Origin of the sequence: Algibacter sp. L1A34 (assembly GCF_009796805.1) — a bacterium.
Lineage (GTDB): Bacteria > Bacteroidota > Bacteroidia > Flavobacteriales > Flavobacteriaceae > Algibacter.
In genome coordinates, this window is record NZ_CP047029.1 from 1,285,912 (window position 1) to 1,301,484 (window position 15,573).

General features: G+C 33.6%; 15 protein-coding genes. 9 read left to right on the forward strand and 6 right to left on the reverse strand.

What is annotated here, in order from left to right:
* Positions 1 to 98: 98 nt before the first annotated feature.
* The gene (locus tag GQR97_RS05660; protein ID WP_158846322.1) at positions 99 to 752 is read right to left on the reverse strand and encodes a hypothetical protein; all 654 of its coding nucleotides are present in this window, start codon (positions 750 to 752) and stop codon (positions 99 to 101) included.
* A 97-nt stretch (positions 753 to 849) separates the two neighbouring features.
* Entirely contained in the window at positions 850 to 3,312 is a 2,463-nt protein-coding gene (locus GQR97_RS05665; RefSeq protein WP_158846324.1) for a hypothetical protein, read from the reverse strand.
* A gap of 197 nt (positions 3,313 to 3,509) precedes the next feature.
* Between GQR97_RS05665 and GQR97_RS05670 the strand changes: the two genes are divergently transcribed.
* The 3 genes from GQR97_RS05670 (at position 3,510) to GQR97_RS05680 (ending at position 5,955) form a co-directional block, all read left to right on the forward strand.
* On the forward strand, positions 3,510 to 4,259 hold the full coding sequence (locus tag GQR97_RS05670; RefSeq protein ID WP_158846326.1) for a prolipoprotein diacylglyceryl transferase family protein: 750 nt from the start codon (positions 3,510 to 3,512) through the stop codon (positions 4,257 to 4,259).
* A gap of 107 nt (positions 4,260 to 4,366) precedes the next feature.
* Positions 4,367 to 5,761: a radical SAM protein gene (locus GQR97_RS05675; RefSeq protein WP_158846328.1), complete on the forward strand. Its 1,395-nt coding sequence runs from the start codon at positions 4,367 to 4,369 to the stop codon at positions 5,759 to 5,761.
* Positions 5,758 to 5,955: a hypothetical protein gene (locus GQR97_RS05680; RefSeq protein ID WP_233267609.1), complete on the forward strand. Its 198-nt coding sequence runs from the start codon at positions 5,758 to 5,760 to the stop codon at positions 5,953 to 5,955. The genes GQR97_RS05675 and GQR97_RS05680 overlap by 4 nt, the downstream gene beginning before the upstream one ends.
* 12 nt (positions 5,956 to 5,967) lie before the next feature.
* Here GQR97_RS05680 and GQR97_RS05685 read toward each other — a convergent pair whose 3' ends face one another.
* The 3 genes from GQR97_RS05685 to GQR97_RS05695 are packed head-to-tail and all read right to left on the reverse strand — an operon-like array spanning position 5,968 to position 8,526.
* Positions 5,968 to 6,198 (reverse strand): ferredoxin, encoded by a 231-nt coding sequence (locus tag GQR97_RS05685; protein WP_158846330.1) that lies wholly within the window; start codon positions 6,196 to 6,198, stop codon positions 5,968 to 5,970.
* Entirely contained in the window at positions 6,198 to 7,442 is a 1,245-nt protein-coding gene (locus GQR97_RS05690) for a peptidase U32 family protein (protein WP_158846332.1), read from the reverse strand. The genes GQR97_RS05685 and GQR97_RS05690 overlap by 1 nt, the downstream gene beginning before the upstream one ends.
* Positions 7,443 to 7,452: 10 nt before the next feature.
* A complete protein-coding gene (locus tag GQR97_RS05695; RefSeq protein WP_158846334.1) occupies positions 7,453 to 8,526 on the reverse strand; it encodes a rhodanese-related sulfurtransferase in 1,074 nt (357 codons plus the stop codon).
* Positions 8,527 to 9,100: 574 nt separating this feature from the next.
* Here GQR97_RS05695 and recA point away from each other — a divergent pair.
* The 4 genes from recA (at position 9,101) to GQR97_RS05715 (ending at position 12,789) form a co-directional block, all read left to right on the forward strand.
* Complete coding sequence (gene recA / locus GQR97_RS05700; protein WP_158846336.1) at positions 9,101 to 10,108, forward strand: recombinase RecA; 1,008 nt, start codon at positions 9,101 to 9,103, stop codon at positions 10,106 to 10,108.
* A gap of 162 nt (positions 10,109 to 10,270) precedes the next feature.
* Entirely contained in the window at positions 10,271 to 10,684 is a 414-nt protein-coding gene (locus tag GQR97_RS05705) for a hypothetical protein (RefSeq protein ID WP_158846338.1), read from the forward strand.
* A 21-nt stretch (positions 10,685 to 10,705) separates the two neighbouring features.
* Positions 10,706 to 11,248 carry an RNA polymerase sigma factor gene (locus GQR97_RS05710; protein WP_158846340.1) on the forward strand — a complete coding sequence of 181 codons (543 nt, stop codon included), beginning with the start codon at positions 10,706 to 10,708 and terminating at the stop codon, positions 11,246 to 11,248.
* Positions 11,248 to 12,789 (forward strand): outer membrane beta-barrel protein, encoded by a 1,542-nt coding sequence (locus tag GQR97_RS05715; protein WP_158846342.1) that lies wholly within the window; start codon positions 11,248 to 11,250, stop codon positions 12,787 to 12,789. The genes GQR97_RS05710 and GQR97_RS05715 overlap by 1 nt, the downstream gene beginning before the upstream one ends.
* An 82-nt stretch (positions 12,790 to 12,871) precedes the next feature.
* Here GQR97_RS05715 and GQR97_RS05720 read toward each other — a convergent pair whose 3' ends face one another.
* Positions 12,872 to 13,609, reverse strand: a complete 738-nt coding sequence (locus GQR97_RS05720; RefSeq protein ID WP_158846344.1) for a lysophospholipid acyltransferase family protein — start codon at positions 13,607 to 13,609, stop codon at positions 12,872 to 12,874.
* A gap of 116 nt (positions 13,610 to 13,725) precedes the next feature.
* Between GQR97_RS05720 and trpS the strand changes: the two genes are divergently transcribed.
* Positions 13,726 to 14,694 carry a tryptophan--tRNA ligase gene (trpS, locus tag GQR97_RS05725; protein ID WP_158846346.1) on the forward strand — a complete coding sequence of 323 codons (969 nt, stop codon included), beginning with the start codon at positions 13,726 to 13,728 and terminating at the stop codon, positions 14,692 to 14,694.
* 68 nt (positions 14,695 to 14,762) lie between these two features.
* Positions 14,763 to 15,572, forward strand: a complete 810-nt coding sequence (locus tag GQR97_RS05730; RefSeq protein ID WP_158846348.1) for a DUF1853 family protein — start codon at positions 14,763 to 14,765, stop codon at positions 15,570 to 15,572.
* The last annotated feature ends 1 nt before the right edge of the window (position 15,573 follow it).

Below are 15,573 nucleotides of genomic sequence, written 5' to 3' on the forward strand. Positions count from 1 at the left end.
GATTTGTTTTTGGGCAAAATTAAGGTTTTTTGATTAAAAAAGACCTGACTGGTTTTTAAATCCGGTCAGGTCTAGAAATAATATTAGAATCAAGCTTATTAATCTTCGCCTAATTCTGTGATTTTTTTCTCGTATAGTTTTTTACTTTCTACTACAGCTACGTTAAGTTCTTGCATAATCCCATCTACGCGATCTTCTATACTTTTCATTTGTCCGTTAATAGAATCGAAAGAGTTTAATGCAGCCGCAACTTCCAAGGCTTTAACAACCTCAACAGCATCGTTATGCAAAAGTTTTAGTTTATCGATGGCTTTAGAGGTATTAGCAAGTGTTCCATTATATTTTGTTTTAGCTTTATTAATGGCCGATAACAATGTATTTTTACTCTTTTGATCGCTTAAACTATTGGTTTGCGTTTCCATGGCGGTGAATAAATTTGCCGCTTTAGTTTTTAAATCTTCGTATTCTTTGTTTAGATTTTTTACGCGTTTATCAACTTTTTCCCAATCGCCATAAACTTTTGCAAATTCTTTGTCTTCGTTTTTAGCATCTTCTAAAGCTAATTTTAATGCGCCTAAAGATTCTAATCCTCTATTTACATTTTTATTAGCAACTTCTTTTTTACTTTCAAAAGTGGATACTTGAGATTTGAATTTATCTTTTAATCGAATTAAATCTTCTGGGCTTTTATCTTTCCAACAAGAGGTTAAAACGAAAAACAGAGATAATATGGCTAATGATTTTTTAAACATAAATTTTGGTGTTGTTAATTTTGGTGCGAAATTAATGTTTTTTGATTAAATCGTTAAATTGATAGAAAAACAAAAATACGTTAAACACAAAAACAACCTATTTCTCAACAACATATGTTGTTTTCACCACCACAGGAATACCACTTACAGTAATACCTTCTAAAGCTAACTTCACTTTAGTTTCAACTCGAGTATTATAATAATTAACCTCGGAAACACCTGTTTTATCTGGATGAACATAAGGATTCCAATACAATGTGTTACGAATAGAGGCATTCTTATCTTTGCTATCCACTATATTTTCCAAATCTGGTGAATAAAAAACACGACCTTCATTATACCCTTCTATTTGTTGTTTTATAGTTTGTAAGGCATCTTTAGGGTTTTCATTACCAAAATTAGAATTTGAATTATGTTTTGTATAAATCTTAATAGAACCATTTCTTCCTTGGTTTCCATACATCATTGTAGAAACAGCACTATTATCCGATTCTATTTTTAGAACATCCTCAGGTTGAATATCTGTTAACATTGAAATGATCAAATCTGACCCCTCTTGCTGTGGATCTAATAAACGATTTTGATCTATTAATATTAATGCGCCTCCTGGATTTCTGCTAAATTTAATAGTTTCACGATTACCAACTTCGAGTGTTGGAATGGCGTATTCTAATAATTCAAAAATACTTGCAAATTTTGGTGATCTTTCATCTACAACATACCCGGTAAACATTTTGCTATTAATGTTAATATCTTCGCTAGCATCTAGTTTTTTCCCCGAAACTTCAATTTCATTTAAAACATTCTCTGGCATAACATTAAACTCAATATATTTTTTATAAATATTTTGTTTCACACGCTTTATCTCTTTAGAAAAGCTAATGTTGTTAGCTTTAGGAATGGGATCGACATGCATGGGAGATCTAAAAATGGAATCTAAAACAAACATGCCGCTATTCTTCCCGTTTTTATTTTTTGTTGTTAATGTAATACGAGATTTTCCGGTAATATTTAAGTCTTTAAATTTAAACTCACCTAAATCATCCGTAATTACACTTATTCCATCTACAGCTTTACTAAATATGGATAAAGAGACCGTATTTCCAACCACTGGTTTAGATCCAAAAAGACGTTTTACTTTACCTGTTATCTCAATGCCTTTTTCAACTTTATACAAAGGGTTATCATCAACTTTCAAATCTTTTTTCCATAAAAAATCTCGCCAACCTTGAGTTAAAAGCAATAAGTCTAAATGTTGAAATCTAGCTGGATTACTAGCATCGAAATAATACCCAGGGTTATGCACTTTCCCTCTAATATCAGATTCCATTAAAAAATAAGAACTAATATTTGTTCCGTTATTATTTAAATCTTTCGAACCATTAAGATCTGTGGCAGCTATTGAAAAGCTAGCAGGAGCAGCTTCTCCTAAACCATTTTTTGAAATTATATTTAGGGTTACTTTTTCGTTTGGCTTGTATCTTGTTTTATTCGTTATTACTTCAACCTTTACATTTTTGTCTTTTTGAACATAAACCAAGCGTTCGCTTTGTGGTTTTAAATCCCCATCGAATAACGTGATTTCAGTAATACCCTCTGGTAATTCCGCTTTAGGCAATTCTAATAATACCTTAGTACTAGAAAGCACTTGTGTTTCTTCGAAATATAAAAGGCCTCGCGATTTATAATGAATAATAATTGGTTTTTTAGAATGCTCTATTAACGTTTCTTCATTGGTTTTAATAGTCATTATAGACCGACCTTTAATTTCATTATAACTTAATAAAAACCCTTTTTGGTGAGCATCAGGAATTGGCGCTTCCATATCGGAATAATTTGTAGCCGTTATTTTTGCATAATATTTTTTATCTGTCGCAGGATTTAACTGAAATTGCCCCATGCCATCGTGAGCACTCATAAAAAAAGTAACTAACTCGTTATTGGAATCAAACACCTTTCCTTGAACCTTTATTGGATTTCCAAAAGCATCAATAGCTTTAAAAGCTACAACACTAGTAACATTTTGAATAAGAGATCCTCCCTCGGGGAAAAACTGGATTTTTATTTTTTGGTTTTGAATTGCAGATGAATTGGCTTCCTCTTTTTCAGAATTCACACTAGATGGCTTACTGCTAGTTTCAGTAACATCATTAAAAACGTCTAAAACCTCAATTTCCTTTTGGAACACAAAATCCTTTCCGAAATTTCGAGTCCAATTTGTGTATGCCCTTAGTTGGTATTTCCCTGGTTTTATACCTGCAGAATCGGTTAATTTAAAATCACCATGCCCTAAACCTCCTAATAATTTTGTTTTATTTCTTGAAACTATTTTAGAGTCTGACGAAATTAACTCTACATAAAGAATCTTACTATTATTAAATAAGAAATTATTGTAAGCATAAACATTATAAGCCTTATACCATAAAGATTCTCCGGCTACATAACGTGTTCTATCGGTATGAATATATATTTTTTCAATGTCCGCAATCGTCTTTTTTTCTTGAGAAAATAATGATGTTGTTACTATTATTAAAAAAAAACAGCTTAGTAATTTTTTCATATTATTCAATGTGGCTTAGTTTAGTTTAAAAAAAATATAATATAAGGGTTTTTCTGTAATTAAACTTGTAACCCTTAAAGAAATAAGACTTCAAAATCATGCAAAGGTTTAATTTATAAAGCAACATAAATAACACAGACCTCTTTAGGAAAACGCAGATTAAAAAATTGGGTTATATTTATAAAAAAAACACCCTTTTGCAAATTCCATTTACACCCGAAATTTTCGGTTACACTATTAATGTTCACTTAGTTTTAGAATACTTAGCATTCTTTATTGGTTTTCGGTATTACTTGTTTTTACGGCGTAATAGTAAAGATGTAATTTCTACCACCAACCGCTTATCAATAATTCTTGGTGCTGCTTTGGGTGCACTTATTGGTTCGCGCTTGGTTGGTTTTTTAGAAAACCCCTTAGTGGAATTCTCAAGAGAAAACCTGGTAGAATTGCTAAACGCCAAAACCATAATGGGCGGTTTATTTGGTGGATTACTTGGTGTAGAACTCGCTAAAAAAATAGTTGGAGAAACGCAACGCTCTGGCGATTTGTTTGTGTTTCCGATAATTATCGGCATTTTTATTGGAAGAGTGGGCTGTTTTTTATCAGGAATTAATGAGTTTACTTACGGTAAAGCAACATCATCAATTTTTGGAATGGATTTAGGTGACGGTGTTTTACGCCACCCAACATCACTTTACGAATTGGTGTTTTTAATATTACTTTTTATAGGTTTAAAAAAGCTTAAAACATCTGCAACTCTAGAAAACGGCACGCTTTTTAAATGGTTTATGGTTCTGTATTTCACTTTCCGGTTTTTTATAGAATTTTTAAAGCCTAATGTGTTTTATATTTTTGGTTTAAGCTCAATTCAAATATTATGTTTAATTTGTTTGCTGTATTACAGAACCACTATTTTTAGCCTAAAAGTGAACAAAAAGGCGCGTTAGGGATTGCAACGGAAAGCCCACAGCCTGACGAAGGAAGTGCGAGGACTTACAGAGAAAAGCTCGACCCTTTTCGGGTAACGCCCAAATATTTATTTAAAAACAAAAAAATGCCTGTTAGAAATTATACTTATTACGATTTTACTTTAAGCTTATGCCCAGAATGTTTAAAGCGTGTGGATGCTAAAATTGTATTCGAAAACGGTAACGTTTATATGCTAAAACGCTGCAAGGAGCATGGGAATTCTAAGGTGTTAATTGCCGACGATATTGAGTATTACAAAAACATACGGAATTACAATAAACCTAGCGAAACGCCTTATGTTTTTAACACCAAAACCGATTATGGTTGCCCGTACGATTGTGGGTTGTGCCCAGACCATGAGCAGCACAGTTGCTTAACAGTTGTGGAAGTTACCGACCGTTGTAATTTAACGTGCCCAACTTGTTATGCAGGGTCATCGCCTACTTACGGCAGGCACCGCACTTTAGACGAGGTAAAGGCCATGCTGGACACTATTGTGCGCAATGAAAAGGAGCCTGATGTGGTGCAAATTTCGGGTGGAGAACCCACTATACATCCACAGTTTTGGGAGATTATGGATTATGCAAAATCGCTACCAATTAGGCATTTAATGCTGAATACCAATGGTATAAAAATCGCTAAGGATATCGCTTTCGCGGAACGGTTAAAAACCTATGCACCCGATTTTGAGATTTATTTACAATTCGACTCTTTCGAGAATAGCGTTTTGCAGGAATTACGTGGCGCCGATTTAAACCATATTAGAGCGCAGGCTATTGCTAATTTAAACACCGTAAACCTATCGACAACATTGGTTGTTACCTTACAAAAAGGCTTAAACGACCATGAAATTGGTAAAATTATAGAGTATGCTTTAAAACAAAAATGTATTCGTGGGGTGACATTGCAACCTACACAAATTGCTGGCCGATTAGATAATTTTAATCCGGAAACGGATAGACTGACTTTAACGGAAGTGAGAAGAAAAATAATGGAACAAACCGATATTTTTAATCCGGACGATTTATTGCCTGTGCCCTGCAATCCAGATGCTTTAGTGATGGGTTATGCTTTAAAATTGGGCGAAGAGGTTTTTCCGTTAACCCGATATATAAATCCAAACGATTTATTGGACAATAGTAAAAACACCATTATTTACGAGCAAGACAGCCAATTGCAAGATAAAATGATTGAGTTGTTTAGCACTGGAAATTCGGTTGAAGTGGCTCAAGAAAACTTAAAAAGCATTATGTGTTGCTTACCAGATATTGATGCGCCAAATTTGGGTTATGATAATTTGTTTCGGGTAATAATTATGCAATTTATTGATGCTTATAATTTTGATGTACGTGCCATAAAAAAATCGTGCGTGCATATTGTGGATAAAGACAATAAAATTATACCTTTTGAAACCATGAACTTATTTTATCGTGATGATAAAAAGGCTAGATTAGAAGAACTTAGAAAAGAAATATTATGATGTTTTTAGAAGTAGGAAATTTAGATGGTTTAATATATCTTATTCTAGCCATTATGTTTGGCCCAGCAATTTTTCTGGCTATTATTGGCTTTATAGTGTTTAAAAAACATAAAAAAGCAGCTAAAATTCTTTTCATTTTAGCCGCCGTTTATTGTATTGTTAGTTTGGGTATTTGCGGGAGTATGATGGCTTAAACTAGAATAATTTTAAACCTGCTTTACCGAAATAATTTTAACCGGACAAGCCTTGGCTGCGTTATCCGAAGCTTCAAAAATAAGCTCGTCGTTAGATTTTAAAGTGAAAAATCCTTTTTTATCTTGACCGTGCAGTAATACCGTTTTTCCATCCTTTTTCGACATCTGGAATTGATCGGGCGCCAACTCTACACAGTAGTTACAACCAATACATTTTTTTCTCTGTAATGTAATAACCACCATTAAGCTTCCACTTTATTTTCTACAATTTTATATAGTTTATCAGACTGGCGAATTCTAAACGGTAATTTTATAGTCACCATATCACCCTTAGTTCCTTCGGTCGATTTTTTATCGTTTACCAAAAATTCTTCAACCACCAATTCCTGCGCCCCTGTAGTTGGACCAGTAATTAAAATAGTATCACCAACATTAATATTGTAAGCTTCAATTTTAAACTCGCCAACATTTGCCTTAGGAAAAAAGTGTGTGCCTTTACCAATATAAACTTTCTTTTGTGTAGCATGAGATCCAGAACCTTTACTCCATTCTCCAAGTTTTTGCCCTAAATAATACCCACTCCAAAAACCACGATTGTAAACTGTTTCTAGGGTTTTCATCCAAGTTATCACCTCTTCTTTACTGTAAGTTCCGTTTTCAATACTATCAATAGCTTCACGATAGCATTTAATAACTTTAGCTACATATTCTGGCGCTCTACCACGACCTTCAATTTTTAAAACTTTTATACCAGCATCGACCACTTCATCTAAAAAATCTATAGTACACAAATCTTTAGGCGACATAATATACTCATTGTCCAACTCCATTTCAAAACCTGTTTCCTGATCGATAACCGTATATTTTTTTCGGCAATTTTGTTTACAAGCACCTCTATTTGCAGATGAATTTTGAGAATGCAAACTCATATAGCATTTACCAGAAACCGCCATGCACAAGGCACCATGACCAAATATTTCAATCTCAACAAGTTTTCCCGACGGACCTTTTATTTGCTCTTTTTCAATCTGCTCGGTAATTTTTTTAACCTGACGCAAACTCAACTCGCGACTCAAAACCATGGTATCTGCAAACAACGCATAAAACTTAACCGTTTCAATGTTCGTCACATTTATTTGGGTAGAAATATGTACCTCCATTTGCTTTTCTCTAGCCATAGCAATTACGGCCTGATCCATAGCAATAACAGCAGTTATGTTCGCTGCTTTAGCTTGGGTAATTAAGGTTTTTACGATAGATAAATCGTGATCGTAAATAATCGTGTTTAAGGTTAAATAACTTCTTACGCCTTTAGCTTCGCATCGTTTTGCTATTTCAGGTAAATCGTCTAAAGTGAAATTTACCGAAGCTCTTGCTCTCATGTTTAATTGTTCTACTCCAAAATAAACCGAATCTGCGCCATTATCTAAAGCCGCCTGCAGCGATTCAAAATTACCAGCAGGTGCCATTAATTCTATCTTTTGCATAACTGTGGATTTAAATTTTATCGACTTTTAAAGTCTCAAAAATGTTACGTAAATCTTTTTTGTATGGCAAGTGGTCGGCACGGCCTTTCTTAAAAATATCGTTACTATTACCTTGTCCTTTACGCAGTTCTTTTTGTTCCTCAAAAGGCAAAGCATGTATCTCTTTACAAGCCGTAGAACAACAATTATCCATTTCTGTTTTACAACTATCGCATTGAATAAACAGTAAATGGCAGGCCTCGTTTGCGCAATTAGTATGCACATCAAACGGTGTTCCGCATTGGTGGCAATTCGCAATAACATCATCACTAATACGCTCAGCACGACGCTCATCGAACACAAAATTCTGTCCTAAAAACTTATTCTCAAGCTTATCTTCTTTCACCTGGCGCGTGTATTCAATAATACCACCTTCCAACTGAAACACATTTTTAAAACCTTTATGTTTAAAATACGCACTCGCCTTTTCGCAACGTATTCCACCTGTGCAATACATCACTAAATTTTTATCCTCTTTATGCGCTTTTAAATCGTCTTCAATAATATCTAAAGATTCTCTAAACGTATCCACATCTGGAGTTACAGCATTTTTAAAATGCCCAATTTCACTCTCATAATGGTTTCGCATATCCACCAAAACAGTGTTTTCATCTTCAATTAATTCATTGAATTTGTCAGCATCCACATGCACACCTATGTTCCGTACATCAAACGTATCATCGTTTAAACCATCGGCAACAATTTTGTTACGCACCTTTACTTTTAACTTCAAAAACGATTTATTATCCTGCTCTACAGCAACATTTAATCGAATATCTTTTAAAAAATCTATGGTATCCAAATGCGCTTTAAACTCGTTAAAGCGATCTGCTGGTAAAGATAATTGTCCGTTAATACCCTCGTGGGCCACGTAAATCCTACCCAAAACCTCCATCGGGTCCCAAGCTAAATACAAATGGTCTCTAAAAATTTGTGGATTGCCAATTTTGGCATATTGATAAAAAGAAAGTGTTAATCGACTTTTTCCTGCGTTGTCAATTAATTCGGCCCTTTCTTCTGCGCTTAATTTGTTGTACAGTTGCATGCTATACTAAGTTTTTAAGGTTAAGAAAATATTTTAAGCGGCAAAGATAATATTTTCAAAACAACTTGGCAGTATAACAACGCTATTTTGGGCACTACCCGAAAAGGGTCGGGCTTTCCGCAGTCGCTTTTTTGTGTTGCATAGGTGCAACAACACAAAAAGAGCTCCAACAATGCTGCAATCCCTAGCGCTCGTGTTTGCAAATACCTTTTTTTAAGGCACGCAACTCGTTTTACCCGTTTTGTTTTTTCTTTTAAAGAATGACAAACAAAATATCTGTTAAAGTTTCACGCACAAAAAAAGCACCTAAATAATACATATTTAAGTGCTTTTAAAAATAGTTTGAGCTAGTCGTTATCAAGTGCTCGTTTGTTAAATTTCACAGCAAACAATTTTCCCTTTTTCATTTAATAGATGCAAAACAAACTAAAAGGTTGCGTAAATAGTTTCAGTTTCTTCCAAAAATCAGTAAATCAATCATTTTGCCAAGTAAAATTATGTTGAAAACTATTATTGTGTTCTCCCAAAAGATGTAGTAATTTAGCAGACAAATCTTCAGAAAAAAAATCATATAATGAGCAGCGAAAAAGAAGCGAAATTAAAAGCACTAAAACTTACTTTAGATAAATTAGATAAAGCCTACGGAAAAGGGACAGTAATGAAAATGAGCGATGCCGCTATTCAAGATGTCGAAGCTATTCCGTCGGGATCATTAGGATTAGATATCGCATTAGGCGTTGGAGGTTATCCACGCGGACGTGTTATTGAAATATACGGACCAGAATCTTCTGGTAAAACCACATTAACATTACACGCTATTGCAGAAGCTCAAAAAGCTGGCGGAATTGCTGCTTTTATTGATGCAGAGCATGCTTTCGATCGTTTTTACGCTGAAAACTTAGGTATAGACATCGATAATTTAATTATTTCTCAACCAGATAATGGTGAGCAAGCTTTAGAAATTGCCGATAATTTAATTCGTTCTGGCGCTATCGATATTGTTGTTATCGATTCTGTTGCCGCATTAACACCTAAAAGTGAAATTGAAGGTGAGATGGGAGATTCTAAAATGGGCTTACACGCACGTTTAATGTCTCAAGCCTTACGTAAACTTACAGGTTCTATTAGTAAAACAAACTGTACCGTGATATTTATTAACCAATTACGTGAAAAAATTGGTGTTATGTTCGGTAATCCAGAAACAACAACAGGTGGTAACGCATTAAAATTTTACGCGTCTGTACGTTTAGATATTCGTCGTTCTACACAAATTAAAAACAGCAATGGCGATGTTTTAGGTAATAAAACCAGAGTAAAAGTTGTGAAAAACAAAGTTGCTCCACCATTTAAAATGGCCGAATTCGACATTATGTACGGAGAAGGTGTTAGTAAAGTAGGTGAAATTCTTGATGTTGCTGTAGAATACGAAATTGTAAAGAAAAGTGGTTCTTGGTTTAGTTACGAAGATACTAAACTTGGGCAAGGTCGTGATGCTGTAAAAGCAATAATCAAAGACAATCCAGAGCTTTTTGATGAGTTAGAACAAAAAATAAAAGCAGCTATAAAAGAAGGACTTAAGTAAAACAACCTTTTCTTTTAAATATATAAAATCCCGATACATTCGGGATTTTTTTTGCTCTAAACTTAAGGGTTTACTAAACTAAAATCAATTACCTACGCAACCATTCAGCAAAAATGGCATCTATAAAACAAAACCCAAATTTTAACTAAAAAAAGTATTGAAATGAAAAAATTGCTTGTAATTTGTTTAATGCTAATTTTGGCATCTTGTAGTGTGGATGATGATAGCGTTAATTATAGTTTTGAGATTTTACCTGTAGAAAGTGTTGATATTCCAACGGAGTTTGTAATAGGCGAAACTTATCCAATAACAATATCATACCTTAAACCATCTAGCTGCCACTCTTTTAGAGAATTTTATTATCTTAAAAACAATAACGAACGTACCGTTGCTCCAATTAATTATGTGTTTGAAGAAGATAACTGCGAAACACTAGAAAACGAATTGGTTGAAAACACATTTAATTTTAATGTAACCGGTAATGGATCTTATATTTTTAAATTTTGGCAAGGCGAAGATGCCGATGGTGAAGATCAATATTTAATTATAGAAGTACCTGTTGTAGAAGAAGAATAACTAATTAACACGCTTATTATTTTGAGTTTAAATCAACTCATAGAAAATTGTAAAACTAACAACACTAAGGCACAGGGCGAACTGTACAAACTCTTTTCGAGTAAACTTTTCGCTGTGTGCTTAAAGTATTCTAGAAACTATGCCGAAGCAGAAGATAATTTGCAAGACGCATTTTTAACTATATTTAAAAAAATTGAACAATTTAAAAACAAAGGCTCTTTTGAAGGTTGGCTAAAACGTATTACCATTAACACCGTAATGCAGCGCTACCGAAACGAAAAGGTTTTTGATATTATTAATGAAGATGCCATTGAAGATGTTGAAGTTGATATAGACGATGATCAACTTTCTATTGATTATTTATTACAAATAATTCAAGAATTACCGGATAGATATAGGTTGGTTTTTAACCTCTATGTACTAGACGATTATTCGCATAAAGAAATAGCTGAAATGCTTAAAATAAAAATAGGAACTTCAAAATCCAATTTAGCGCGAGCTCGACAGATTTTGAAGCAAACGATAGAAACACATAAATCCGCAACTAGTTTGCAATCATTATAATGCGTGATAAAAAACACATAGACAGACTCTTCCAGGAAGGCTTAAAAGATTTTGAAGCCACGCCCAGCGATGCTGTATGGAAAAACATAGAAGCCGAACTTAATAAAGACAAGAAAAAACGTAGAGTTATTCCAATTTGGTGGCGTTATGCAGGCGTTGCTGCGTTGTTATTAGTCTTTTTAACTTTAGGAATTAATACTTTTTATAATACTTCGGAAAATGTAGAGCAACCAGAAGTGGTTGATACTAATTCTACAAAATCTTCGGAAACTGAAAACGAATCCATTTCTGGTGAAAACCATTCGAATTCTAATATTAATTCGGCTATTTCTGATAATGCAAATCAGGAAAATGATATCAATCAAAATTCCGAAAAGGAAAACATTAATAACATCAATCAAAACACGAACAAAAACAATCAGACCCCTTCAACAGCTTCAGTAATTGCAAATACAAAACCTGTAACACACCAAAATAATAATCACGGACAATCGGCTCAAAATCCAAATAAAACATCTAAAACAGTCGCTTCTTCTTCATATAAAAAGAAAAAAAGAAAGACACTTTATACAGATGCTAATAATAGTGTAGCAAATCAAACTTCCGAAGAAAACAATACAATTTCAACAAAAGAAAACGCTATTGCAGGTACAGAAACCAATGACAAAGGAATAAATACAGAGGAACCCAACGAAACTATAGCAGACAATAATACTAAAGAAGAGAGCCTAACTATAGAAGAGGTTTTAAACAAAACAGATGATATTATTGATCAAGAAAGCGAAATAAATCGCTGGAGTTTGGCGGCCAATGCAGCTCCTGTTTATTTTAATACAACAGGGAAAGGCTCGTCTATAGACCCGCAATTTAATAGTAACTCCAAAACCGGAGAAGTTAATATGAGTTATGGTGTTACAGCTAGTTATGCTTTAAATAAAAGACTGCGCGTTCGCTCGGGTATTAACAAAGTAAACCTTGGCTATAACACGAACGATGTTGTGAGTTATCAATCTATTGCAACAAACTCTGCAGCTAGTTCATTACAAAATGTTAACTATAACAGTAATGCATCAACCAATAATGACTTTAGTAATAGCCCAGCATCAACCGTACAAACATCTTTAATTAGCGCGGATAATTTAAGTCAGAAAAACGCAGCTAGTTTATTAAAAACGTCCAACACCTCTATTAACCAAAGTTTAGGTTATATCGAAGTTCCTTTAGAATTACAATACGCCGTTTTAAATAACAAATTTGGTGTTAATGTTATTGGTGGTTTTAGTTCGTTATTTTTAAATAATAACGAAGTGTTTTCGGAAGCTCAAGATGGAAATCGCACATATTTAGGTGAAGCAAGTAATATTAACAAGGTAAGTTATAGTGCCAATTTTGGGTTAGGTTTAAGCTATCAGGTCAGTAAAAAAATAGATCTAAATTTAGAACCGATGCTTAAATATCAAATAAACACATTCAACAATACTTCTGGTGATTTCCAACCTTTCTTTGTTGGCGTATACACCGGGTTAGCTATTAAATTTTAGATTTTTGGTTAAATCTAGGTATCGATTTCCTTTAAGCTCAGAAATCAATATCAAACAAAACTGCTCTACTTAGGGCAGTTTTTTATTTTTTAAATTCTTGTAGTTGATTAAATATAATCTCTCGAGCAGTATCATTCAATGCTCTAGTTTCTTTTGCTGTTAAACCTTCAGTTGGTAGAAATTTATGAATTTTAACGCGCATTCTTCCTGGACCTCCACTAAAAAAAGTATATGAAAACCGCTTTTTATTATCCGCAAAAGTTATTGGCACAATCGGTATTTGATGATTTATAGCTAACCGGAAAGCTCCATCTTTAAATTCATCTAAATCAATATGTTCTTCCGGCACGCCACCTTCAGGAAAAATACAAATACTAACACCGGTTTTTAATCGGCGTTGCGCTCTTAAAAATACGGCTTGCCTGCTTTTAGCTGAACTTCTATCGACTAAAATACAGGTGCGTTTATAGAAAAACCCGAATAGTGGGATTTTAGATAATTCTGCTTTTCCAACAAAAACAAACGGATTTCTAACAGAAACTAACATGAGCATAATATCTACCATAGATGTATGGTTTGCTACAAACATGTAACTTTTTGAGCGATCTGGCTTTTGTTCGCAATCAATTTTATAAGCGAAGCCCATGCCTATTAAAATAATCTTCGCCCAAAAACGCGCTAATCTAAAAAATAATGGATACCAAGCTTCTTTAGCTATAGAAACTAAAAGAATTGGAAACAAGATAATTATAGGTAAACCCACCAATATATAAAACCAAATACGGTAGAATACCCAGAAAATGTATTTAAAAAATTTCATCGTCTTCAAAAATACATAATTGTATTGAGCAATTCTATTAAAAAAATTACCTTTGCTAGCATATCAAAAATTGAGTTTAATTTTAACAAGATTCCCGTATTTTGGGAAGCGCACACATGGCAAGAATACTTACAGGCATACAAAGCACAGGAACACCGCATTTAGGGAATATTTTAGGAGCAATTATTCCAGCAATTAAAATGGCTGATAACCCTGAAAACAATTCGTTTTTATTTATCGCAAACCTGCATACTTTAACACAAATTAAAGATGCTAAAACCTTACGAGAAAACACGTATTCTACTGCTGCAACCTGGCTTGCTTTTGGTTTAGATGTTGAAAAAACGGTGTTTTACCGCCAAAGTGATATTCCACAAACCACGGAATTATCTTGGTATTTAAGCTGCTTTTTCCCTTACCAACGTTTAACACTAGCACATAGTTTTAAAGATAAAGCCGACCGTTTAGATGATGTAAATGCGGGATTGTTTACATACCCAATGCTTATGGCTGCCGATATTTTATTATACGACGCCAATATTATCCCTGTTGGAAAAGACCAATTACAACATATAGAAATGACGCGTGATGTAGCATCGCGTTTTCATGCTAAAATGGGTGAAACATTTGTATTACCAGAAGGAAAAATACAAGAAAACACCATGCTTATTCCTGGAACCAACGGTGGGAAAATGAGTAAGAGCGCTAATAATACGATTAATTTATTCTTAACAGATAAAAAATTACGCAAGCAAATTATGTCTATCGAAACAGATAGTACAGCGCTTGAAGATCCAAAAGATTGGAGTACTTGTAACTGTTTTGCTATTTACAGCTTACTAGCAGACGATGCTCAAATTAGCGCTATGAAAGCCAATTACGAAAATGGTAATTATGGTTACGGTCATGCTAAACAAGCGTTATTTGAATTAATAGTTGAAAAATTTGCAACGCAGCGTGAACGCTACAATTATTATATGAGTAACCTAAACGAAATTGATGCTGCTTTAGCCATTGGCGCTGAAAAAGCACGATTGGTTGCTAATGATGTATTAAGCAGAGTTCGTGAAAAGGTTGGCTATTAAAATACTAGAACCCTAAAAGACTTGCTGAATTTTAAATATTTCGGCAAGTCTATAATTATTTTGAGTTTGTGACAAAACACACCAAAGACGTACAGAATAGATACGACGGCTTCCGAAAAACACCTAGTTTATGGAAAAAGGATGTGATTTTCAACATGAAGCAGTTTGAAATACATTCTAAATCTGATAAAATAGATTTAGATATTGATGACAAACTTAGACTCGGAAAATATATAGAACGCTTAGTTTCTTTCGAATTAAGCCAAAATCTAGCGGTTAAAATACTCTCGGAAAATCTTCAAATACAAGATGGGAAAATCACTTTAGGAGAAATTGATTGTTTACTTCTAAAGGATGAAAAACCAATTCATCTAGAGGTTATTTACAAATTTTATGTTTATGATGCTTCGGTAGGAACTTCAGAAATAGATCATTTTATTGGTCCTAATAGAAAAGATGCTTTAATTGAAAAGTTGAAAAAACTTAGCGAAAAGCAATTGCCATTACTTTATTCTAAAAGCTGTGAACCTTACTTAGAAAACTTAGGTTTAAGAGCTTCAGAAATTGATCAACAAGTTTATTTTAAAGCGCAATTATTTATTCCTTTTGGAGAAAAAATAAACTTATCTATTCTAAATCCAGAATGTGTTGTTGGGTATTATATAAAAAAAGAAAATCTATCTCAATTTTTAGATTACAAATTTTACATTCCCCAAAAAATAGACTGGATTATTGAGCCGCATACGCAAGTAGATTGGTTAAATTATTCTGCCTTTACCGAAGTTGTAAACCCCATTTTAGAACGGAAATTTTCACCCATTTTCTGGTTAAAACATCCAAATGGTATACTAAACAAGTCCTTTTTAGTTTGGTGGTAAA

Coding starts and splice junctions, on each gene's coding strand:
- GQR97_RS05720 (WP_158846344.1), bottom strand. CDS start 13,609: ATGAAATTTTTTAAATACATTTTCTGGGTATTCTACCGTATTTGGTTT.
- GQR97_RS05685 (WP_158846330.1), bottom strand. CDS start 6,198: ATGGTGGTTATTACATTACAGAGAAAAAAATGTATTGGTTGTAACTAC.
- GQR97_RS05665 (WP_158846324.1), bottom strand. CDS start 3,312: ATGAAAAAATTACTAAGCTGTTTTTTTTTAATAATAGTAACAACATCA.
- GQR97_RS05695 (WP_158846334.1), bottom strand. CDS start 8,526: ATGCAACTGTACAACAAATTAAGCGCAGAAGAAAGGGCCGAATTAATT.
- GQR97_RS05690 (WP_158846332.1), bottom strand. CDS start 7,442: ATGCAAAAGATAGAATTAATGGCACCTGCTGGTAATTTTGAATCGCTG.
- GQR97_RS05680 (WP_233267609.1), top strand. CDS start 5,758: ATGATGTTTTTAGAAGTAGGAAATTTAGATGGTTTAATATATCTTATT.
- GQR97_RS05705 (WP_158846338.1), top strand. CDS start 10,271: ATGAAAAAATTGCTTGTAATTTGTTTAATGCTAATTTTGGCATCTTGT.
- recA (WP_158846336.1), top strand. CDS start 9,101: ATGAGCAGCGAAAAAGAAGCGAAATTAAAAGCACTAAAACTTACTTTA.
- GQR97_RS05660 (WP_158846322.1), bottom strand. CDS start 752: ATGTTTAAAAAATCATTAGCCATATTATCTCTGTTTTTCGTTTTAACC.
- GQR97_RS05675 (WP_158846328.1), top strand. CDS start 4,367: ATGCCTGTTAGAAATTATACTTATTACGATTTTACTTTAAGCTTATGC.
- GQR97_RS05715 (WP_158846342.1), top strand. CDS start 11,248: ATGCGTGATAAAAAACACATAGACAGACTCTTCCAGGAAGGCTTAAAA.
- trpS (WP_158846346.1), top strand. CDS start 13,726: ATGGCAAGAATACTTACAGGCATACAAAGCACAGGAACACCGCATTTA.